Source organism: uncultured Desulfovibrio sp. (genome assembly GCF_944324505.1).
In the GTDB taxonomy this organism is placed as follows: Bacteria; Desulfobacterota; Desulfovibrionia; order Desulfovibrionales; family Desulfovibrionaceae; genus Desulfovibrio.
The window spans coordinates 46,432-66,877 of sequence record NZ_CALUWO010000002.1; the positions used below are offsets into that span (position 1 = coordinate 46,432).

Annotated in this window: 19 protein-coding genes; 11 read left to right on the forward strand and 8 right to left on the reverse strand. The window is 64.7% G+C overall.

Translation table 11 applies throughout. The features are described 5' to 3' along the window. Nucleotides 1-38 precede the first annotated feature (38 nt). On the forward strand, nucleotides 39-830 hold the full coding sequence (locus Q0J57_RS02815) for an HD domain-containing protein (protein ID WP_297216894.1): 792 nt from the start codon (nucleotides 39-41) through the stop codon (nucleotides 828-830). Continuing rightward, a complete protein-coding gene (locus Q0J57_RS02820) occupies nucleotides 827-1,378 on the forward strand; it encodes a hypothetical protein (RefSeq protein ID WP_297216896.1) in 552 nt (183 codons plus the stop codon). Before Q0J57_RS02815 ends, Q0J57_RS02820 begins: the two co-directional genes overlap by 4 nt. A gap of 72 nt (nucleotides 1,379-1,450) precedes the next feature. Here the strand turns inward: Q0J57_RS02820 and Q0J57_RS02825 are convergent, their stop codons facing one another. Together Q0J57_RS02825 and Q0J57_RS02830 are read right to left on the reverse strand one after the other, a co-directional pair. Further along, nucleotides 1,451-2,251: an NTP transferase domain-containing protein gene (locus Q0J57_RS02825; RefSeq protein WP_297216898.1), complete on the reverse strand. Its 801-nt coding sequence runs from the start codon at nucleotides 2,249-2,251 to the stop codon at nucleotides 1,451-1,453. A 153-nt stretch (nucleotides 2,252-2,404) separates the two neighbouring features. After that, on the reverse strand, nucleotides 2,405-3,265 hold the full coding sequence (locus Q0J57_RS02830; protein ID WP_297216900.1) for an SDR family oxidoreductase: 861 nt from the start codon (nucleotides 3,263-3,265) through the stop codon (nucleotides 2,405-2,407). Between the two features lie 119 nt (nucleotides 3,266-3,384). Between Q0J57_RS02830 and Q0J57_RS02835 the strand changes: the two genes are divergently transcribed. Together Q0J57_RS02835 and Q0J57_RS02840 are read left to right on the forward strand one after the other, a co-directional pair. After that, entirely contained in the window at nucleotides 3,385-4,167 is a 783-nt protein-coding gene (locus tag Q0J57_RS02835) for a sirohydrochlorin cobaltochelatase (protein WP_297216902.1), read from the forward strand. A gap of 80 nt (nucleotides 4,168-4,247) precedes the next feature. After that, nucleotides 4,248-5,129 (forward strand): hypothetical protein, encoded by an 882-nt coding sequence (locus Q0J57_RS02840; protein ID WP_297216904.1) that lies wholly within the window; start codon nucleotides 4,248-4,250, stop codon nucleotides 5,127-5,129. A gap of 121 nt (nucleotides 5,130-5,250) precedes the next feature. On the opposite strand, the gene Q0J57_RS02845 is transcribed toward Q0J57_RS02840, so the two are convergent. The 4 genes from Q0J57_RS02845 to Q0J57_RS02860 all read right to left on the reverse strand — a co-directional run bounded on the left by Q0J57_RS02845 (nucleotide 5,251) and on the right by Q0J57_RS02860 (nucleotide 9,161). Further along, nucleotides 5,251-5,715: a DUF4952 domain-containing protein gene (locus Q0J57_RS02845; RefSeq protein WP_297216906.1), complete on the reverse strand. Its 465-nt coding sequence runs from the start codon at nucleotides 5,713-5,715 to the stop codon at nucleotides 5,251-5,253. Between the two features lie 222 nt (nucleotides 5,716-5,937). Continuing rightward, on the reverse strand, nucleotides 5,938-6,792 hold the full coding sequence (folD, locus tag Q0J57_RS02850; RefSeq protein ID WP_297216908.1) for a bifunctional methylenetetrahydrofolate dehydrogenase/methenyltetrahydrofolate cyclohydrolase FolD: 855 nt from the start codon (nucleotides 6,790-6,792) through the stop codon (nucleotides 5,938-5,940). A gap of 146 nt (nucleotides 6,793-6,938) precedes the next feature. Continuing rightward, nucleotides 6,939-8,237: a phosphopyruvate hydratase gene (gene eno / locus Q0J57_RS02855; protein ID WP_297216910.1), complete on the reverse strand. Its 1,299-nt coding sequence runs from the start codon at nucleotides 8,235-8,237 to the stop codon at nucleotides 6,939-6,941. Between the two features lie 135 nt (nucleotides 8,238-8,372). Then, on the reverse strand, nucleotides 8,373-9,161 hold the full coding sequence (locus Q0J57_RS02860; protein ID WP_297216912.1) for a type III pantothenate kinase: 789 nt from the start codon (nucleotides 9,159-9,161) through the stop codon (nucleotides 8,373-8,375). Between the two features lie 236 nt (nucleotides 9,162-9,397). Here Q0J57_RS02860 and Q0J57_RS02865 point away from each other — a divergent pair, with 236 nt between their 5' ends. Next, on the forward strand, nucleotides 9,398-9,799 hold the full coding sequence (locus Q0J57_RS02865; protein ID WP_297216914.1) for a YbjN domain-containing protein: 402 nt from the start codon (nucleotides 9,398-9,400) through the stop codon (nucleotides 9,797-9,799). Nucleotides 9,800-9,892: 93 nt separating this feature from the next. Here Q0J57_RS02865 and Q0J57_RS02870 read toward each other — a convergent pair whose 3' ends face one another. Next, nucleotides 9,893-10,831, reverse strand: coding sequence for a TIGR01212 family radical SAM protein (locus Q0J57_RS02870; RefSeq protein ID WP_297216916.1), 939 nt, complete (start codon nucleotides 10,829-10,831; stop codon nucleotides 9,893-9,895). Between the two features lie 351 nt (nucleotides 10,832-11,182). Here Q0J57_RS02870 and Q0J57_RS02875 point away from each other — a divergent pair, with 351 nt between their 5' ends. The 5 genes from Q0J57_RS02875 (at nucleotide 11,183) to rodA (ending at nucleotide 17,103) form a co-directional block, all read left to right on the forward strand. Further along, nucleotides 11,183-12,223, forward strand: a complete 1,041-nt coding sequence (locus Q0J57_RS02875; RefSeq protein WP_297216918.1) for a rod shape-determining protein — start codon at nucleotides 11,183-11,185, stop codon at nucleotides 12,221-12,223. A gap of 162 nt (nucleotides 12,224-12,385) precedes the next feature. Then, entirely contained in the window at nucleotides 12,386-13,282 is an 897-nt protein-coding gene (gene mreC, locus Q0J57_RS02880; RefSeq protein ID WP_297216920.1) for a rod shape-determining protein MreC, read from the forward strand. After that, nucleotides 13,279-13,749 (forward strand): hypothetical protein, encoded by a 471-nt coding sequence (locus Q0J57_RS02885; RefSeq protein WP_297216922.1) that lies wholly within the window; start codon nucleotides 13,279-13,281, stop codon nucleotides 13,747-13,749. Before mreC ends, Q0J57_RS02885 begins: the two co-directional genes overlap by 4 nt. 100 nt (nucleotides 13,750-13,849) lie before the next feature. Next, complete coding sequence (mrdA, locus tag Q0J57_RS02890; protein ID WP_297217422.1) at nucleotides 13,850-15,889, forward strand: penicillin-binding protein 2; 2,040 nt, start codon at nucleotides 13,850-13,852, stop codon at nucleotides 15,887-15,889. Between the two features lie 107 nt (nucleotides 15,890-15,996). Next, nucleotides 15,997-17,103 (forward strand): rod shape-determining protein RodA, encoded by a 1,107-nt coding sequence (rodA, locus tag Q0J57_RS02895; protein ID WP_297216924.1) that lies wholly within the window; start codon nucleotides 15,997-15,999, stop codon nucleotides 17,101-17,103. 63 nt (nucleotides 17,104-17,166) lie between these two features. Here rodA and Q0J57_RS02900 read toward each other — a convergent pair whose 3' ends face one another. Further along, complete coding sequence (locus Q0J57_RS02900; RefSeq protein WP_297216926.1) at nucleotides 17,167-18,252, reverse strand: efflux RND transporter periplasmic adaptor subunit; 1,086 nt, start codon at nucleotides 18,250-18,252, stop codon at nucleotides 17,167-17,169. A gap of 191 nt (nucleotides 18,253-18,443) precedes the next feature. Between Q0J57_RS02900 and speA the strand changes: the two genes are divergently transcribed. Beyond that, nucleotides 18,444-20,360: a biosynthetic arginine decarboxylase gene (gene speA / locus Q0J57_RS02905; RefSeq protein ID WP_297216928.1), complete on the forward strand. Its 1,917-nt coding sequence runs from the start codon at nucleotides 18,444-18,446 to the stop codon at nucleotides 20,358-20,360. Nucleotides 20,361-20,446 lie beyond the last annotated feature (86 nt).

The following is a 20,446-nucleotide window of genomic DNA, read 5'->3' on the forward strand; positions in this document are numbered from 1 at the left end:
CCTTGCATCCCCGCGCCGGCAGCGCTACAAGCAAGGCCATGAACGCCTGTTTTTCTTCTGCAACAGACATCCGGCAGCACGAAATATGGTTTTCCTGCTATGCGGCGGACATGATCCGGAACTTTGCCGGCGATCCCCTGCCGCTGACGCTCAAGCGGGAGCACAGCCGGCAGGTGCTGCGCCATGCCCGGCACATGGTGCAGCAGGAACGTCCCCGGGCGCTGGTGGCCCGGGCTTGCCTGCTGGCGGCCCTGTATCATGACATTGCCCGCTTTGCGCAATACTGCCGCTACGGCACCTTCCGGGACCGGGATTCCTGCAATCACGGCACGCTCGGGGTACGCCTGCTCAAGCGCCTGGACTGCCTGGACGGAGAAAATCCGGCCCTGCGCCCCCTGGTGCTGGCCGGCGTAGGCCTGCACAACCGCTTTGCCCTGCCGCCGCACCTGCCCGCCTCCATGGCGCTGGTGGCCTGCATGGTCCGGGATGCGGACAAGCTGGACATCCTGCGCGTCATGGACGAGCACCTCGCCGGTCCCCGGCCCTACAGCCCCACCGTGGTCCTCAACCTGCCCGACGATCCCCGGCGCGTGAGCCAAACCGTGCTGGATGCCGCCCGCCACGGCCGGGTGGCTGCCTATGCCGACCTGCAAAGCGTCAACGACTTCCGCGTGCTGCTGGGAACCTGGCTGGACGACATGCACTTTGCCTCCAGCCGGGAATGCTTCCGCCGCTCGCCCCATGTGCATCGCCTGCTGGCCGGTCTGCCCGACCATGGCCCCTACGCCCCGGTGCGCGCCCTGCTGCTGCAACGGCTGGAGCGGCCATGAGCGCGGCCTGTGTACGGGACCTGCTGCCCCCTCCCCTGGCGACCCTGCTGGCGACGCTGCCATCCTCCGACACCCCTGACAGCAGCCTGCCCTGCCGCGCGCCGCTGCTGCGGCCCCTGCTGGCCCGCCGCGTTCCCTGGCCCCCGGCCCGGGCGGACCTCATCTGCCGGCCGGAGGAACTACGGGCAGCCCTGCCCGCCTGGCTCGATGCCCCGGCGCACAGCCTGCCCCCCCTGCGTCTGGCCTATGTGCTCAGCACTGTCCCCCTGCCGGTGGCCGGCGCGCTGGCCCGGGCGGCCTTTCTGGCCTGCCGCCAGCTCTGGCTGGCAGACTTCCTGCCGGCGGAACGCAATCTCGGCCTGCCCGCGGCCCTGTGCTGCCGCCTGCTGCCCGGCCTGTGGCCCCTGGGGGCAGGCTCGGCCCCCGGCCGCCAGTGGCTGGAACGCGGCGGTCTTGAGGGCTGCCTCTACGCGGCCGGCCTGCATGCCGCGGCCCGGCGAACGCTGCTGGGCGGCGCTGCCCTGCTGGTAAGCTGCCGGCCCTGCTGACGCCCGCTGCACGCCATAAAAAAAGGGAGAAGCCCGCAGGCTCCTCCCCGTCTCGTTTTTGTGGCGTGTCCGCTACAGCGTGGGCGAGGTCACACGCCAGTCATGCGACCAGCCCTTGTGCTCCAGCGCCTGCTTGTACACGTAATAGTCATTGCGGCTGGTCACTTCCACCCAGTGCCCCACCACCGGCACCGCCTGCACCAGCACGTCATCTTCCACCAGGCCCTGAAGGAAGGTGGTCATGTCCGTATGGTCACAGGCATCACCCAGACGGTTGATGGCCTTCTTGGCCAGTTCCCAGCCCCGGGGCGAAAAACGGATCAGGCCCATGTACTGCCCCTGGATGTCGTCCGGGTCTTCCGGGCGGAAGCCCACTTCCAGCAGGCGGCCATCCTCATGCACAAAGGTTTCGGCATTCATGATGGGGTCGCCGTAGCGCTGCATCCACAGGGTCTGCCAGCGGGTATCATAGGTGATGGCCACCGGTTCCACGGCATTGGCCAGCGCCAGCACATGATCCGCGGGATAGAGGGTCTCGCCATGGCTGACGATGATGCCGTCCTCGTCCTCGGCCAGGGCCTTGTCGATCCAGGACGCCACGCAGCGCAGGCCGGACAGCATGCTGCCATGCATCCAGGCCGGATTTTCCACGGTCTCGAACGTATTGGCGGGCAGTCCCGCTGCCTCGGGAGTCAGCTGCTGGGAACGGTAGCCGCGTACCACGCAGATTCTCCGGGCACGCGCGGCCAGCAGGGCTTCACACTGCCAGCGCAGCAGCGTTTTTCCTCCCAGTTCAATGAGGCTCGGCGGCCTGTCCTGCGTCAGCTCCTTGAGGCCGGCTCCGCGACCGGCGGCCAGAATAATGGCAATCATGCGTCTTCCCCCTATGGTGTTGCGCAAAACACGCGTCTTCACATGTTGTGGGCACTATACGAGCAAACCCTGTCTGCCGCAAGACGCCATTTGCGGGAAAGTACGGCCAGTCCCCCGTTCCTCCCGCGGGCGGGACGGGAGCACGGCGCTGCCTCAGGCGCAGCCTTCCGCATACAGGTATTCGCGCAGGGCCTGGGGCCACGGACGGGGCAGCTCGCCCAGAAAGGCCGCCAGCTTGCCGCAGTCCAGCACGGAAAATTCGGGCCGTTCGGCCCTGTGCGGCCAGTGCGAGGCGGGAATGGGTTCCACCCGGCACTGATTGCCCGTAAGGCTCACGGCCTCGCTGGCCAGCTCGCACCAGGTGGCGCACCCGCTGTTGGCCACGTGCCACAGCCCCGTCTGGCTGCCCTCTGCCAGCAGGGTGCTCCAGAGGGCCACATCCATGGTATAGCTGGGCGACCCCGTCTGATCATGCACCACGCTGATCACATCCCGCCGGTGGCAGGCATCGAGCACACGCTGCACAAAATTGCTGCGCCCCGGTCCGAACAGCCAGGCCGTTCTGATGACCAGCGAGCGCTCCGGCAGATCGCCCAGCACGGCCCGCTCGCCCTCCAGCTTGGTCTTGCCATAGACGGAAAGCGGGGCCGGCGTTTCCGACTCGTCCAGGGGCGTCAGGCCGTGCCCCGCAAAGACGCGGTCAGAGCTGAAATGCACCAGCAGACCGCTGCCCAGATTGCGCAGCACCCGGGCCAGCGCATCCGGCAGGGTCCGGTTGAGCAGCAGGGCTTCCTCCGGGTGATCCTCGGCCTCATCGGCCCGGGTCCAGGCCACAGCGTTGAATACCACATCCGCCTCGCTGCGCTCCAGGAAGCGCTGCAGAAAGTCCATATCCAGCAAATTGCCATCACTGCGGCCCAGGGTCTCCACCTGCCAGCCGCGATGCGCAAGAACCCGCACCAGAGCCTGACCCAGCAGACCCGTGCATCCCCCCAGAACCAGGGCTTTCCGCATATGTACCTCCTGACCGGCATGCTACCTCCGGCCCTGCCACGGGTCAACAGCCGGCCTGTGCCCCTGGCAAAAGGCGCCGCCGCCTTGCCTCTGGCGGACAAGTGGTATAGAGCCATTGCATGAAACGTGCTATCCTGCTTGTGGCCTTCGGAGCCAGCGGCCTGCGCGCCCAGGAAGCCCTGCGGGGCTTTGACGTGCGGGTACGCCTGGCCCACCCGGGCGTGCCCGTGCGCTGGGCCTATACCTCCCTGCTGCTGCGCGAGCGGCTGGCACAGGCCAGGCAAAAGAGCGATTCCGTGGCCAAGGCGCTGCTTCGCCTGCAATTCGAACGTTTCACCCATGTGGCCGTGCAGCCCCTGCAAACCATTCCCGGCGGTGAACATGCCGAGGTACGCGGTGTGGTGGACGATGTGGCACAGGCCACGGGCATGGTGCTGCGCCTGGGAACGCCCCTGCTGAACAGCGACGACGATGTGCTGGCCGCGGCCCGTGCCGTGTGCGCCCATGTGCCGGCGGAACGCCTTCCCCACGAGGATGTGCTGCTCATGGGGCATGGCGCCCAGCATGCGGCCGTGTCCCGCTATGAAGACCTGGCCCGCGCCGTCTACGCCCTGGACCCCCGCATCCACGTGGGCGCCATGTGCGGCTCCCGCGAACTGGGGCACCTTCTGCCCCGGCTCACCTCATCGCGCGTCTGGCTCATGCCCCTGCTCTCGGTCATCGGCCGCCATGCCCTGGAAGACATGGCCGGCCAGCGGGAAAGCTCGTGGCGCTCGCGGCTGGAAGCGGCCGGTCACCACTGCTGTCCGGTGCTGCACGGCATGGCGGAATACGCGGGCTTTGCGGATATCTGGCTGCGGCATCTGGATCAGGCCGTGGCCGGACTGGATGCGCCGGCCTGATGCCGGCCGTTTTTCCTGCCCTTTTTTCCAGGGCCTCCCTTCAGTACAGAAACAACGCTCCACAGGAGGGGAAATATCACATGTATCAGCATTGCGGAAAACTGCTTCTGGCCGGTCTGCTGGCCCTGGCCTGCCTGATCAGCGCCTGTTCCTTCACGGACGGCTCGTCCGGTTCCTCGTCGTCAGGTCTCACGGCGGCCCTGTCCCATGAAGATACGCCCGCCGTGGCGGCAGGCGGCGGCACGGCCAATGCCTTCAACCCGTGGATGCAGAAGACCCTGCCCAATACCCGGGAACTGAGCACCGACGGAAAGCGCATGCTGCCCCAGATGGGCGGATCTGCCTCCCGCATCGAGGAAGAGGCCGCCTACCGTGCCCACTGGCGGGAAGAAATCTATCCTGTGGTCTTCGGCAACCGGCAGGCCCCGCATGAACTGCTGGTGCTGCTGGACTTCAGCAATCCCCGCAGCGAAACGCTCTGGAAACAGGTCATGACAGCCTCCCGCTCGCTGGATCCGTCCCAGTGCAAGATCGTGGTCTACGGCCTGAACAAGGAAAACTACGGCACCGACCTCATGGGCATGGCCATCTGGATATCCTACGAACGCAAGGGCCAGGCCATGGCCTATCTGGACTATGCCCTGTCCCGCTGGAATGCGGTAAAGGCCGGCCAGAAAAAGGCCCGCGGCAAGGCCATTCCCTTTACCAACGAATATGACGCCACGGTGAAGTCCACGGACTTTCCCATTCACTATGCCTATCTCTCGCGTCTCAAGCCCGCCGTGCCCGCCAGCCGCGAGATGGACATTACCAGCTACTGCTATGATGCCGGCAGCGTGAATACCTATCAGGCCGTGCAGATATGCCGCTATTACGGCATCACCGCCCTGCCCGCCGTGGTTGCTGACGGCAAGGTGCTGTCCTCTCCGTCCGCCGAGGACATGATCAAAGCTGTCCGTTAGGCTGACGCCTTCTGCCCCAGGGCAAAGGATAGCAACGGGGGGAAGACCGCCACACAGGCCGTCTTCCCCCCGTTTTCGTCTGTCCATGCGGGCCGTGCCGTCCGGCGGCAGCCATATCCGTTCAGTGGTCCAGCTCCACCCGCACGGCAAACCAGGCAATCTGCGCCCACTGGCTGCGTTCCGCCGCCAGGGCCGCCGTCAGGGGCACCTCGCCCATGAATACCCGCCCTGTCCGACCAGCGCCGGCCGGAAGGCGTCCCTCGCCGCCCGCAGGCAGTGTCCACATGCCCAGCACACGCTCCAGCGCGGCCATGCCGGTTTTTTCCCGCAGGAGCGCCTCCACGGCAGCGGCCTGATCCCCCCGTACCCGGTAGCGCGCCACCTCCCGCGCCGGCTGCCCTTCCCGGCGGCAGACAAGAAATTCCAAACCGGGCAGCACCAGGCCGGCCTGTTGCAGCACATCGCCGCAGCCTTCCTGCGGCAGCTGCCATGCCGGCGGCGGCAGCACGGACAGTTCCCCGGCCGGAGACGTGACGGCCAGCCCCAGCAGTCCGGCCAGCAGCAGCACCGCGACCTTTTTCCCCATGGTTGCCTCCTCATGACAAGCCGCCGTCCACCCGAAGGGGCAGACGGCGGCACACAGGGCTGATACAGCCCGTCCGGGACCTGTTCACATGCCTTCGGAAAGCCGTTCTTCCCGCGGCATATCCTCATGAAAAAACGTGCGCCAGCGAAGAAACGTCCTCCCTGCGCTGGCGGCAGGGCTTCCTTTCTCTCTCCGCAGGCAGTGCTGCCGTGACGACGGGCGCTAGCGGCGCCCCTCCCAGGACTGCACGGTATTGCTGAGCAGCATGGCGATGGTCATGGGCCCGACCCCGCCGGGCACGGGCGTCATGGCCGCCACCTTGTCCTTGAGATCGGCAAAGTCCGCATCCCCGCACAAGCCCTCGGCCGTGCGGTTGATGCCCACGTCAATGACCACGGCACCTTCGCGCACCATGTGGGCCTTGAGCAGCCGGGGGCGCCCCACGGCCAGAAAGACGAAATCCGCCTCACGGCAGCAGGCGGCCAGATCCGGCGTGCGCGAATGGCAGACCGTCACCGTGGCATCGCCAAACAGTCCCGGCCGGGTCAGCAGCATGGACAGCGGCTTGCCCACGATGTCCGAACGGCCCACCACCACGGCGCGCCGGCCCTGGGTCGGCAGATTGTAATGCCGCAGCAGCTCGATGACCCCGGCCGGCGTGCAGGAGACCAGCCCGGGCAGCCCCAGCGAGAGGCGGCCCACGTTTTCGGGATGAAAGCCGTCCACGTCCTTGGCCGGATCAATGGCCAGCAGACACTGGGTGGCGTTGAGACCGGCGGGCAGGGGCAGCTGCAACAGGATGCCGTCCACATCCGGGCGGGCATTGAGTTCGGCAATGAGGCGCAGCAGGTCTTCCTGCCGGGTGCTGGCGGGCAGATGATAGGGCAGGGACAGGATGCCCGCCTCGGCACAGGCCCGCTCCTTGTTGCGCACATAGACCTGGGATGCGGGATCCTCACCCACCAGAATGACCGCCAGTCCCGGCGCACGCAAGCCCTGCGCCGTGGCCGCCATAATGGTTTCGCGCAAGCCTGCGCGCACTTCCTGCGCCACCTTCTTTCCGTCAATAAGCAGCATCCGCCCTCCCTTGCATGAAAAACCGGTGAAAGAGTCTACGGTCCGGCCGCGGCCGGGCAAAGGCCCGCCTCGCCGCCGCAGACACGGAAAAAACAGGGCGCCCCGAAGGGCGCCCGCAACGGGGCCGTGCCCCGGGAATGTTCTGCCTAGTCGCGTTCGTCCAGCGCGTAGTATTCGGCCAGCATGGGGCCGAAGAACTCGGCGCCGTCGCCCAGTTCCTCCTCGATGCGCAGCAGCTGATTGTACTTGGCCATGCGCTCGGAACGGCACAGGGAGCCGGTCTTGATCTGGCCGGCATTGACGCCCACGGCCAGATCGGCAATGAAGCTGTCCTCGGTTTCGCCGGAGCGGTGGGAAATGACCGTGGTATACGCGGCTTCCTTGGCCATTTCGATGGTATCCAGCGTTTCGGTGACCGTGCCGATCTGGTTCAGCTTGATGAGGATGGAATTGGCCACGCCTTCGGCAATGCCCTCGGCCAGAATGGAAGGATTGGTCACAAAGACATCGTCGCCCACCAGCTGGATGCGGTCGCCCAGGCTGGCAGTGAGCATGCCCCAGCCGTCCCAGTCGCCTTCGGCCATGCCGTCTTCAATGGAGATGAGCGGATACTTCTTGGTGAATTCTTCCAGCCACTGGGCCATTTCGGCATTGTTGAGGCTGAGGTTTTCGCCCTTCAGCACATATTTGCCATCCTGGTAGAATTCGGAGGCAGCGGCATCAATGGCCAGGGCCACTTCGCTGCCCGGATTGTAGCCGGCTTCCTCAATGGCCTTGATGAGATAGGAGAACGCCTCGTCATGATTCTTGAAATTGGGGGCAAAGCCGCCCTCGTCGCCCACGCCGGTGGAATAGCCGTCCTTTTCCAGAATCTTCTTGAGCACATGGAAGATTTCCGCCCCCATGCGCAGGGCATCGCGGAAGCTCTGGGCACGCAGGGGCATGAGCATGAATTCCTGGATGTCCAGATTGTTGGAGGCATGGGCGCCGCCGTTGATGACGTTCATCATGGGCGCGGGCAGCACCTTGGCATTGACACCGCCCAGATAATTGTAGAGGGGCAGTCCCAGGAACTGGCTGGCCACGCGCGCGCAGGCCATGGATACGCCCAGCATGGCATTGGCGCCCAGGCGGGACTTGTTGTCCGTGCCGTCCAGGTCAATGAGGGTATTGTCCACCTGCACCTGATGCAGCACATCCAGGCCCAGCAGGGCATCGGCAATTTCGCCATTGACATTTTCCACGGCCTTCATGACGCCCTTGCCGCCAAAGCGGCTCTTGTCGCCATCGCGCATTTCCAGCGCTTCGCGGCTGCCGGTGGAAGCCCCGGAGGGCACGGCCGCGCGGGCACTGTGGCCGGATTCAAGGGTAACTTCCACTTCCACCGTGGGATTGCCGCGCGAATCGAGAATCTCGCGACCATAGACAGAGGCAATGCTGCTCATAGCTGCTCCTTGTGTTGCGCTTTCACCAGCGAAAGCAGGGGTGTCGCAAAAGGCCGTCGCGCGCCCACGCGCCGCGTTCGGCAAGACCCTCCGGGCTGCGCGGCAGGCGCGGCACGCCCTCGGGCAATCGGTGCCCTAACCGGAAAACTGTTCGTAGTGCAGGCGGCGCAGCCCGTCCAGCAGAAGGGAAGGCAGCACGTCGTCAAAAACCGGACTGAGCCGGGCAATGGCCTGGGCAAAGCCGCCCGTGGCCAGCACTCGCGTCTGCCCCGGAAGCTGCGTTCTCAGGCGGCTTACCAGCCCTTCCACCATGCCCACAAAGCCGAAGACAAGGCCGTGCTGGATGCTGGTGACCGTATCGCGCCCCAGCTGCGGCTGAAGGGCCTGCACGTCCAGATTGACCCGTGTGAGCTGCGCCGCATGCCGGGCCAGGGCCGCCAGGGCCGTCTGGGGACCGGGAAAGATGAGGCCGCCCTCGTAGGCATTGCCGGCCACGCAGTCAAAGGTCACCGCCGTGCCAAAATCCACCACCATGAGCGATTCCGGGCCGGGATACAGACGGCGGGCCGCGTAGGCGCCCACCAGCCTGTCCGCCCCCACCTGCTCGGGGCGGGCATAGCGGTTTTCCAGGGGCACAGGCACGTCGGCAGGCACAAAGAAGACCGGGCGCTGCACATAGCGGGCCAGCGCCTCGCGCAGCACGGGATTGAAGTCCGGCACCACGGAAGACACCATGCAGGCGCGCACCCGGGTCACATCCAGCCCCGCATGCTGGCAGAGCATGAGCAGGTTAAGCCCCAGGCTGTCCGACGACTGTTCGGCATCGGTGCGCAGCGAATAGGTGGTTTCCACCTGCTCCGGTCCGGCCAGACCTATCTTGATGGAGGTATTGCCGATATCAAAAAGCAGCAGTTCCGCCTGCATACGCGCTCCTGTAGCCCGTGTTGCCCCGCGCTCGCCGGGGGCAGACTTCCGCGGAAGATAACGCACCCGGCACGGAAAAGGAAAAACGCTCCGGACCGGAAGCGTTTGCAGGGAGTATGCCAGACTGGACCGCAACACGCAAGGGCACTCTTGCCTGTTCTCGTGCGGGCATGTACCATTGCCCCATATCCGTGCCGCCTGCCAACGGCGGCTCACCCCTTCCAAGGAGTCTTTTCATGAAGGCCGAACAGATCATGCACATCATGACCCAACACGGTTTTGCCCCCGAACTGGACGAAGACGGCGACATTGCCTTTACCAGCGACGACGTGGACATGAACATCCTTCTGGATGCGGAAGACCCCGACTACATTTCCCTTGGCGCCAGCTTCACCGGTTTCGGCCCGGCCGAACAGGAGGCTGTCTACGGCATTGCCGCCGCCCTGTCCCAGTCCTTCAAGGTGGGCAAGGCCATTGTCTTTGACGATGACGACAGCGAATTCGAGGTGCGCTTTGCCGTGGAAGCCTTTGTGACGCCCGAATCCCTTGACCGTGATCTTGACCGCTATGTTTCCCTGGTGCAGGACATGATCGCGGAATTCTTCGACGTGCTCAACGGCGAGGACGCAGCCCACTGATCCCCTGCCCGGAACCTTCCATCGGGGCGGAGGCGCGGGCCTCTGCCCCTTTTTTCTGTCCGGAACGCGACCAGGCCCCGGCAGCGGGACGGACTATCCCCCGTACCACTCCGGCCGGGCCTCCGTGACATCGGCCCGGCAGCCCTGCCAGAGATGCCGGGCGGCCAGCGCACGGCGCACATCCGTCATGATGCCCCGCTTTTCGGCTGCCCAGGCCGGGGCCACCAGCTCGCCGGGGGCGGGATCGCCCTGGATGCGGTGCAGCACCACGCGGGAGGGAATGCGCGGCAGCATCTGACAGAGCAGGTCCACGTATTCGTCACGGGCCAGCGGAAAATAGTCCCCTGCCGCATACAGGCGGGCCAGCGCCGTTCCCCGCGGCACATAGACATTGTGCAGCTTCAGCCCGGCCAGGGGCAGGGAAAGCGCCCAGTCCAGACTGCGCAGAAAATCGTCATGATCCTCGCCGGGCAGGCCGAACATGAGATGCCCGCAGACCAGTATGCCCCGCGCGGCGGCCGCCCGCACGGCAGCTTCGGCACAGGCCGCCGTATGCCCGCGATTGATGCGGGCCAGCGTGGCATCGGAGGCACTTTGCAGGCCCAGCTCCAGCCACACTTCCGGCAGGGGGCAGGCAGCCAGGGCATCCAGCCTGGGCGCATCCACGCAGTCCGGCCGGGTCCCCACGGAAAGCCCCATGCAGTGCGGCAGGGCCTCCACCCGGCGCAGCAGATGCAGAAAGCGCTCCAGCGGGCCGTAGGTATTGGAAAAGGACTGCAAATACGCCATGAACAGGCGATCGCTGTCGGTCCTGGCGTATTTGGCATGCCAGCGCGCCCACTGGGCCTCCAGATCAAGGCCCTGCTGCCCCAGGCCGGAGCCGGACCCCTGGGCATTGCAGAAGGCGCAGCCCTGACGCGACAGGGTCCCGTCCCGGTTGGGGCAGCCGGCACGGGCATCCAGTGGAATTTTTTGCACCCGCTTTCCGTAGCGCCGCCGGAACCATGTGGCCAAAGTGTGCCAGAGCAGCATAAGACCTGCCTTTTTCCCCGTTTCCCCCGTGCGGCGGCAAAGGGAAAATTTTTGTACCGCGTTCACAAAACCTTGACTTGCCGCCCGTTTTGGCCGAACAAAAACGGGCTGAACCCTTGCTAGAGACCGGCGGCTTCTCATTCCATTTGTTATCTTTCGCCTGTTGCCGATTCCCGGAAATCTCTCCGGAGGCATCCGCCTGCGCTGACGGCATGACCTGCCGCCCGCGGCCATGAGGCATTGTCCTTTGCAGGGCGTTTCAGACTATCCATACGCAAGGAATGTAAGGGTGGTGACGGCACGGACCGTTCCGACCATACGCAGACCCGCAGAGAGAGGCAAGCTGCATCCATGTCCAAAATTCTGGATCTTGTTCTGGGATTGTTTTCCAATGATCTGGCCATCGACCTCGGCACGGCCAATACCTGTGTCTACGTGAAGGGGCAGGGCATTGTCCTGCGCGAACCTTCCGTGGTTGCCGTGAAGAACGACTCCCGCGGCAACAAGGTGGTGCTGGCCGTGGGGCAGGACGCCAAGCGCATGCTGGGCAGGACCCCCGGCAACATCCAGGCCATCCGCCCCATGAAGGACGGGGTCATTGCCGACTTTGAAGTGACCGAGGCCATGCTGCGCCACTTCATTGCCAAGGTGCACAATTCCCGGCGGCTGGTGCGCCCCCGCATCATGATCTGCGTTCCCACGGGCATCACCCAGGTGGAAAAACGCGCCGTCAAGGAGTCGGCCCAGTCCGCCGGCGCCCGCGAGGTCTACCTCATCGAGGAACCCATGGCGGCGGCCATCGGCGCGGACCTGCCCATCCAGGAGCCGACCTCCAACATGGTGGTGGACATTGGCGGCGGCACCACGGAAGTGGCGGTCATTTCCCTGGCGGGCATTGTCTATTCCCGCTCCGTGCGCGTGGGCGGCGACAAGATGGATGAAGCCATCATGACCCACGTGAAGCGCAAGTACAATATGCTCATCGGCGAATCCTCGGCCGAAGAAATCAAGATCAAGATCGCCTCCGCCTATCCGCTGGACCCGGAACAGCAGCTGGAAGTGAAGGGACGCGACCTTGTGACCGGCATTCCGCAGAATATCATCATCACCTCCGAGGAAGTGCGCAAGGCCATTTCCGAACAGGTGGACAGCATTGTGCAGGCCGTGCGCATCGCCCTGGAACAGACCCCGCCGGAACTGGCTGCCGATATTGTGGACCGCGGCATTGTGCTCACCGGCGGCGGCGCCCTGCTCAAGGGCCTTGACCAGCTGCTGCGCGAGGAAACCTCCCTGCCCATCACCGTGGTTGACGATCCGCTGTCCACCGTGGTGGTCGGTACGGGCAAGGCGCTGGACAATCTCAACGTGCTCAAGGAAGTCTGCATCGACTAAGCCCTTGGGGCACGGTCGTCTTCCTGCCGTCTACAGGCCCTCCGCGCGCTGCCATGAGGCATCGCCGGAGGGCATCGCTACACCAGAGCGGCGTCAGGACGGCACGGCGCACCCGTTCCGCGGCAGGGCAATCCCCAGGACCCTTTTTCCCGGATTCCTCTTGTGACCTTTCGGCGCATATTTCTCATCGCGGGCCTTCTGCTCATCCTCTTTCTGGGCATGCTCTCCTGGAACAAGCGCACGCGCGTTCTGGACGACGTGGCCACCACCCTGGGTCTGGAAGTGACCGGCGGGGCGCTTTCCCTGGTCAACAGCGTGAAGGATACCGTGCGCGGCACCTGGGAACATTATTTTGATCTGGTGGGCGTGCGTGAGGAAAACCAACGCCTCAAGGCCGAAATCCAGGACATGCAGGCGCGCCTGCTGGCCACGGGCGAAGAGCTGGCCGAATTGCAGCGCCTGCGCCGGCTCATGGAGCTGCCCTCCAATGACGCCTGGAAGGCCGTGGGCGCCCGGGTGCTGGCCGGACGGCTCGGCCCCAACGGCATTCTGGACAGCATCACCATCAACCGGGGCTATACCACCGGCAGCCGCCCCGACACGCCCGTGGTGACCCAGCTTGGGCTGGTGGGACGCGTGCTGCGCGCCAGTCCCCACTCTGCCACGGTGCTGCTGCTCACCGATCCCGGCAGCCGCATTGCCGTCATTTCCCAGGAAGGGCGCGTTTCGGGCATTCTTTCCGGTCAGGGCAGCCACCAGGACCTTGAGGTGCGCTTTGCCCAGCTGGGCACGCCGGTCAATCCCGGCGAAGTTCTGGTCACCTCCGGGCTGGACGGAAAATATCCCAAGGGCATTCCCGTGGCCCGCGTCATCAGTGCCGAACCGTCCAACTACAATCAGTTCCTGACCATCAAGGCCCAGCCCCTGGTGGACCTGCGCACCATCGAGGAAGTGCTGCTTCTGGAACCCACGGGCATCACCCGCCCCAACATGCCCGGCGGACCGCGCCCCCCCTTTGTGGGGCCGCTGCTGCCCGGGAACCGGCAAACACGGTCATGAGCGCCCTGCGCAATCTGCTCTGGTGGGCTGTCTTTGTGGTGCTGAGCATTGCCCTGCAGGCCGCCGTCCCCGGCCTGGACGCGCTGTCCGTGGGCGTCTGCCTGCTGCTGGAAGACAGGGACTACCGCAATGCCCTCTGGCTGCTGCCCCTCTTCATCCTGCTTCAGGAAGGCATGGGCACGGGGCTGTTCGGGGGCAGTCTCATCTGGTACACTGTACTCATCATGCTGTACAAGGTCTGCCGCTGGCTGTTTGCGGTCAATACCTTCTTTTTCATGCTGCTGTTCTCCCTCTGTCTGGGCATGGCCTCCTTCGGCCTGTCCTGGCTGCTGGCCCCCTTGCAGGCCAATCCGGCCTTCAATGTCCGCACAGCGGCCGATCTCAGCCTCGTGCAGGCGCTTTACGTGCCCGTGGCCTGGTGGCTGCTGGCCCCCCTGCGCCGCTGGATGACTGCCCGTGAAAAATAGATTCCTTCCCAGAGCCTCCTCCCGGCCGCAGCCGCCGGCCCCCCCTGCGCCGCCGCCCCAGCGCAAGCCCCGCCGCAGTGTATGGACGGGCACCCAGCAGGTGGAAAACGAGGGCTATACCCCGCCACGCAGCGGCGCCCTGCTGCTGCAGGTGCTGGTGGGCATCTTCTTTCTGGTTTTCGTTTCCCGCTTCTGGTACCTGCAAATGTACCGGGGCGAGGACTTTTCCCGCCAGGCACAGGCCAACCGCCTGCGCGAGGAGTGGATTTTTGCCCCGCGCGGCCGCATCATGGACGACTCGGGCAAGGTACTGGCCGACAACCGCACCACCTGCGGTCTGGCCCTGGTGCGCGAAGACTGCCACGACATCCCGGCCGCCCTGGCCCAGATCAGCCAGTGGACCGGCGTTCCCCTGGAGCAGATCCAGGAAAAATACCAGACAGACCGCCAGAAGGTGAAATCCTTCGAGCCGCTCATCATGGTCACGGACATGGACTTTGAAACCGTGGCCCGCATCGAGGCCGAACTCATCGACTGGCCCGGCCTGGAAATTTCCGTGCGCAGCCGGCGCAGCTACCCGGAAAAGGACCTGTTTGCCCATGTGCTCGGCTATGTGGCCGAAGCCAACGAACGGGAAATGGAAAAGGACCCCAGCCTGGCCATGGGCGACCTGGTGGGCAAGCAGGGACTGGAACTGCGCCTGGAATCACGCCTGCGCGGCCGCAAGGGCCTTTACGGGGTGGAAGTGGATGCCCACGGCCGCATGCTGGGCAAGACCCTGCGCGAAGAACCGCGCAGCGGCGAGGAAATCAGCCTTTCCCTGGATGTGGACCTGCAACGGGCCGCCTGGAACGCCCTGGCCGGCGAAGCCGGCTGCGTTGTGGTCATGGAGCCGGATACGGGCAAACTGCGCGCCCTGGTCACCTCGCCGGCCTATGACAACAATCTCTTTGCCGCCGGCATCTCCCAGCGCGACTGGGATGCCCTGCGCACCAGCAAGCGCTTCCCGCTGCAAAACCGGGTCATCCAGAGCGTCTATCCCCCCGGCTCCGTGTGGAAGCTCATGATGGCCGCCTTTTTTCTGGAACATGGCATAGACAGCCGGGAAACGGTCTTCTGTCCTGGTCAGGTCAAACTGGGCAATCAGATTTTCCGCTGCTGGAAGCGGGGCGGCCATGGCGCCATGAACATGGAAAATGCCCTGGTCAATTCCTGCGACGTCTATTTCTACATCATGGCCGAGCGGCTGGGCATCGACAAGCTGGAGGCCTTTGCCAAGGCCAGCGGCTTCGGCGCGCCCACGGGCATAGACCTGCCGCACGAAAAATCGGGTCTTGTCCCCTCCCGTGCCTGGAAGCGGCAGCGCTTCAAGGCGCCGTGGGTGCGCGGCGAAACCTATAATGTCTCCATCGGTCAGGGCTACACCCTGGTCACCCCTGTGCAGATGGCCGTCTACGTTTCCGCCCTGCTCAACGGCGGCGACCTGCTCAAGCCGCAACTGCTCAACGAGGCCCCGCGCGAAGTGCGCAACCGCCTGCCCGGCAAGGAAGAAACCCTGCGCTTTGTGGTCAATGCCATGCGCCGCACGGCCAGCATAGGCACGGCCCGCGTGGTCAGCCGCAAGGATGCCGACATGGGCGGCAAGACCGGCACGGCGCAGGTGGTCAAGCTGCGCACCGCCGGCGACCGCCGCCTGCGCAGCGCCGAAATGGAGTATGCCCAGCGCGACCATGCCTGGATTGCCACCTGGGGCACCAAGAACGGCAAGACCTACGTGGTCATCGTCATGGTGGAGCACGGCGGCGGCGGTTCCAGCGTGGCCGGTCCCGTGGCCAGAAAGGTCTATGATCATCTTTTCGGCCCCGATGAAGGCGCTCCGGGCAGTGCCCGGCGACAGACCGCCGCGGAACGCCGGGAAAGCCCCCCGCCTGCCCCCCTGCCCGGCCTGACCCCCGCGGCGCCCGCGACGCCCGCTCCGGGCAGCGCCCCCGCCTATACCGGACGGCGGCAGGCAGGTCCGCCGCCGGCCAGGCAGAATACAGAACGGCGCAATCCGCCCCGCGGCCGGATCATTGACCCGCTGGCGCCGCCCACGCCCCTGCCGTCGGACCGCTACCGCGGTACGGCCCCCATGCCCTGACGCAGGGGCCGGAAGCCTGCGGCCTGACCGTGCGGGCAGGCCCGCGTACCGGCCCAGCGTGCCGGGGCGCTTCCCCGGCAGAACCTTGCCATACCGGAAGGAACAGAATGGACAAACGCCTTCTCAGCTATCTCAACTGGGGCCTGCTGGCCTGCATGCTGCTGCTCTTCTTTCTGGGCGTCGGCAATCTCTTTTCTGCCAGCGCCATCCGGGTGGAGGACGGTCTGGCATTTTCCAGCTATTACCAGAAGCAGCTTGTCTGGGGCCTGTGCGGTCTGGTCTGCATGCTGCTGGCCATGTGCTTTGACTATCGCCAGATACGGAATCTGGCCTGGCCCTTCTGGCTGGCCTGCGTACTGCTTCTGCTGCTGGTTCCCATCATCGGGGTGACCGCCATGGGTGCCAACCGCTGGATATCCCTTGGCTTCATGAATCTTCAGCCCTCGGAACCCACCAAGCTGGCCGTCCTGGTCATGACGGCCCGTATCCTTTCCCAGCACAGCCAGCCCCTGGGCTGGAAGGACTTCGGCAAGGTGCTGCTGGTGGGCCTTGTGCCCTGCGCGCTCATTCTGGAACAGCCCGATCTGGGCACAGGGACCCTGGTGCTGCTCATCATGGGCGGCATGATTCTCTTTCACGGCCTGCGGGCCTACGTGCTCAAGACCTGCCTGCTGCTGGTGCCCTGCGTGGCCGCCCTCATGTGGACAGTGGTCATGCACGATTACCAGCGCCAGCGCATTCTCACCTTTCTGGACCCCGGCTCGGATCCGCGCGGCGCCGGCTACCACATTCTCCAGTCGCTCATTGCCATCGGTTCAGGCCAGATGTGGGGCAAGGGCTATACCGAAGGCACTGCCGGCAAGCTGCGCTTTCTGCCGGAGCGCCATTCCGACTTTGCCGTGGCCGTTTTCGGCGAAGAATGGGGCTTTGTGGGCTGCGTGGCCCTGGTGACGCTCTTTTCCCTCTTTCTGCTGTCCATCTTTTCCACGGCCATGCAGGCCAAGGACCGCTTCGGCAGCATGCTGGTGGTGGGGGTGTTCTTCTACTTCTTCTGGCAGATCGTCATCAATATGGGCATGGTCATCGGCCTCATGCCCGTGGTGGGCATTCCCCTGCCCTTCATCAGCTACGGCGGCAGCGCCACCGTGGTCAATTTCACCCTGCTGGGCATTGTGCTCAACGTGTCCATGCGCCGCTTCATGTTCAAGAGCTGACTTCGGGCACAAAAAAAGGGAAGGCGCCTCCGCCTTCCCCGTGAAATCCCGGAGCGTGCCCCCTCAGGGCAGAATGTTCAACGGCAGCCCCGGCGCCAGCCGGACAATGCCGTCCACCACCACCTTTTCGCCCTCGGCGATGTCGCCCTCCACCACGCTCTGCCCCTCGTGCTCGAAAAGCACGCGCACCTTGCGCAGCGCTGCCGTGTTCCGGGCATCGGCCACATAGACATAGGTCCCCTCACGGCCGGACTGCACGGCATGGGCGGGAACCACCAGCGCCCCGCCGGCCATGCCCAGCGGCATGTCCACATTGACGAACTGGCCGGGCCAGAGGCTGCGGTCGGCATTGGCAAAGGTGGCCCGCAGACGGATGGTACCCGTCCGGCTGTCCACCTCATTGTCCACCAGCGTCAGTTCGCCCCTCACCGGACTGCCGCCCGTGGGAGTGGCCGTCACGGTCACCGTGCCCTGACGCAGGCGCTCCAGAATGGTGGCAAGGTGCACTTCAGGCACGGAAAAGGTCACATAGATGGGTTCCATGGTGTGGATGGTCACCACCGTGGTGGCGGCATTGCTCTGCACCATATTGCCCTTATCCACAGTCAGGGCACCCACACGGCCGCTGATGGGCGCCGTCACCGAGCAATAGGCCAGGTCAAGGGCGGCACTTTCCACGGCCGCCTGGTCAGACTGCACCGTGGCCCGCAGTGCCTCGGCATCCGTAGCCATCTGCTCGTAGGATTCGCGGCTCACATAGCCGCCACCCACCAGCTTGCTGTAGCGCGCCCTGTCCTGCACGGCCTTGACCAGCTGGGCCTGCGACTTGGCCAGCAGGCCGCGCTTTTCCCGCAGAACGGCTTCAAAGGGGCGCGGATCAATGGTCAGCAGCAGGTCGCCTTCCTTCACGTCCTGCCCTTCCCGGAAATGCACCTGCCGAATCTCGCCGGAAACGCGGGGCTTCACCTCCACCGAGGCAGAGGCCTGCACATTACCCACCACATGCAGCAGGCGGGGCATATCCTTACGGATCACCGCCTGCACATGAACGGGCGCAGCCGCCGCCCCATCCCGGGCCTTTTCCTCGCCGGAGCATGCCGTCAGCAGCAGGCTTGCTCCCAGCAGCCAGCAAAGCAGTCTGTTACGCATAGGTTCCTCGTGTATCGTTTCAGCCTGCCTCATGGGCGAAGCGGCGTCAAGCTGTCACCGCACCGCCATTTGACTTTGAGCCGTTTCCTCGTACAATGCGCGCACCGTGAGTGAAGCGGGGGAACAGGCCGGAAACCTTGCCGAATCCCTTTTCACCAGCGGCAAGCAGCTAGCTACCGGAGGGAGTAATCTTGGCAAAAAACCGCGCATTGCAGCAATGGCGTGTGGAAGATTCCGTGGAACTGTACGGAATCCGCAACTGGGGGGCAGGCTATTTCAACGTGTCCGAAAAGGGCGAGGTGGTCATCTGCCCGCAGGGTCCCAAGGGACCGCAGATTCCCATCACCGAAATCATCGCTGGCCTGCATGCGCGCGGCTATGACATGCCTGTGCTGCTGCGCGTGGAAAATATTCTGGATGCGCGCATCAGCAATATTCACGACTCCTTCCGCAAGGCCATCAAGACCCTGGGCTACAAGGGGCAGTATCGCGGCGTCTTTCCCATCAAGGTCAACCAGCAACAGCAGGTGGTGGAAAAGATTGCCCAGTTCGGGGCCAGCTATCATCATGGTCTCGAGGTCGGCTCCAAGGCCGAACTCATTGCCGCCATTTCCCTCATGCGCGATACCCAGGCCTGCCTGATCTGCAACGGCTACAAGGACGAGGAATTCTTTGACCTGGGCCTCCAGGCCCAGCGCCTGGGCTTCAACGTGCATTTTGTCATGGAAATGCCCGGCGAGCTGGACCTGCTGCTGGAACGCAGCCGGGCACTGGGCGTGCGGCCCAATATCGGCGTGCGGGCCAAACTGTCCGTCAAGGCAGGCGGCCACTGGACCGATTCCGGCGGCGAGCGCTCCACCTTCGGCCTGGGGGCGGCCCAGATCGTGGACGTGGTGGACAATCTCAAGGCACAGGGCATGCTGGACTGCCTGCGCCTGCTGCACTATCACCTCGGTTCGCAGCTTTCCAACATTCGCGACATACGCCGCGGCGTCATGGAGGCGGCCCGCCTCTATGTGGGCCTGGTGCAGGAAGGCGCGCCCATGGGCTACCTTGACCTGGGCGGCGGCCTGGCCGTGGACTACGACGGCTCGCATACCAACTACATTTCCTCGCGCAACTACACCCTGGACGAATACAGCACCGACGTGGTGGAAGCCATCATGAGCATCCTGGACGAGCAGGAAGTGCCCCACCCCCACATCATCACGGAATCGGGGCGCGCCACTGTGGCCTATTATTCGGTACTGCTGTTCAATATTCTGGATGTGAGCGCCGTGGAAGAGGTGCAGGTGCCCAGCGAGCTGCCCGAAGACACCCCCGAATCGGTGCAGAACCTCCGGGAAGTCTACAACAGCATCACCCTGCGCAATCTCCAGGAATGCTATAACGACGCCATCTATTACCGTGACGAAATGCGCCAGCTCTTTTCTGCCGGCCGCGTGAACCTGCGGCAGCGCACCCTGTCGGAACGCTTTTTCTGGGCCATCATGCTGCGCATTGCCGAAGAAAAGCGCCGCCTCAAGAACGTACCCCGCGATCTCAAGGACATCGACGCCAGCCTGGCCGACATCTATTACGGCAATTTCAGCGTCTTTCAGTCCCTGCCTGACTCCTGGGCCATTGACCAGCTCTTTCCCATCATGCCCATCCACCGCCTCAACGAATTTCCCTCGCGGCAGGGCATCATTTCGGACATTACCTGCGATTCCGACGGCCGTATTGCCCACTTCATCGATCCGCAGGGCCTCCGGCCGACCCTGGACCTGCACCCCCTGCGCGAAGGCGAGGAATATTATCTGGGCGTCTTCCTGGTGGGGGCCTATCAGGAAACCCTGGGCGATCTGCACAACCTCATGGGCGATACCAACGTGGTATCCATTCGCTGCGCCGAAGACGGCAGCTACGAATACGTACGCGAAATCCGCGGCGATTCCGTGGCCGATATCCTGAGCTACGTGGAATATGACCCGCGCCGCATCCTGGACGACCTGCGCAGCACGGCCGAACGGGCCGTGCGCGAAAAGCGCATCTCTCCCAGCGACCGCTATGCCATTCTCCAGACCTTTGAGGACGGCCTGCGCGGCTATACCTATTTCGAACGCTAGCCCTTGCGCACAAGCACAGCAGGGCCTCCTTTCCTCTGGGAAAGGAGGCCCTTTTACGTGCGGACGCGGCGGAACGCCCGGACACG

Bases quoted from the DNA above. Each gene is read 5' to 3' on its own strand.
- Q0J57_RS02815 (WP_297216894.1), top strand. From the start codon at position 39: ATGAACGCCTGTTTTTCTTCTGCAACAGACATCCGGCAGCACGAAATA.
- Q0J57_RS02820 (WP_297216896.1), top strand. From the start codon at position 827: ATGAGCGCGGCCTGTGTACGGGACCTGCTGCCCCCTCCCCTGGCGACC.
- Q0J57_RS02825 (WP_297216898.1), bottom strand. From the start codon at position 2,251: ATGATTGCCATTATTCTGGCCGCCGGTCGCGGAGCCGGCCTCAAGGAG.
- Q0J57_RS02830 (WP_297216900.1), bottom strand. From the start codon at position 3,265: ATGCGGAAAGCCCTGGTTCTGGGGGGATGCACGGGTCTGCTGGGTCAG.
- Q0J57_RS02835 (WP_297216902.1), top strand. From the start codon at position 3,385: ATGAAACGTGCTATCCTGCTTGTGGCCTTCGGAGCCAGCGGCCTGCGC.
- Q0J57_RS02840 (WP_297216904.1), top strand. From the start codon at position 4,248: ATGTATCAGCATTGCGGAAAACTGCTTCTGGCCGGTCTGCTGGCCCTG.
- Q0J57_RS02845 (WP_297216906.1), bottom strand. From the start codon at position 5,715: ATGGGGAAAAAGGTCGCGGTGCTGCTGCTGGCCGGACTGCTGGGGCTG.
- folD (WP_297216908.1), bottom strand. From the start codon at position 6,792: ATGCTGCTTATTGACGGAAAGAAGGTGGCGCAGGAAGTGCGCGCAGGC.
- eno (WP_297216910.1), bottom strand. From the start codon at position 8,237: ATGAGCAGCATTGCCTCTGTCTATGGTCGCGAGATTCTCGATTCGCGC.
- Q0J57_RS02860 (WP_297216912.1), bottom strand. From the start codon at position 9,161: ATGCAGGCGGAACTGCTGCTTTTTGATATCGGCAATACCTCCATCAAG.
- Q0J57_RS02865 (WP_297216914.1), top strand. From the start codon at position 9,398: ATGAAGGCCGAACAGATCATGCACATCATGACCCAACACGGTTTTGCC.
- Q0J57_RS02870 (WP_297216916.1), bottom strand. From the start codon at position 10,831: ATGCTGCTCTGGCACACTTTGGCCACATGGTTCCGGCGGCGCTACGGA.
- Q0J57_RS02875 (WP_297216918.1), top strand. From the start codon at position 11,183: ATGTCCAAAATTCTGGATCTTGTTCTGGGATTGTTTTCCAATGATCTG.
- Q0J57_RS02885 (WP_297216922.1), top strand. From the start codon at position 13,279: ATGAGCGCCCTGCGCAATCTGCTCTGGTGGGCTGTCTTTGTGGTGCTG.
- rodA (WP_297216924.1), top strand. From the start codon at position 15,997: ATGGACAAACGCCTTCTCAGCTATCTCAACTGGGGCCTGCTGGCCTGC.
- Q0J57_RS02900 (WP_297216926.1), bottom strand. From the start codon at position 18,252: ATGCGTAACAGACTGCTTTGCTGGCTGCTGGGAGCAAGCCTGCTGCTG.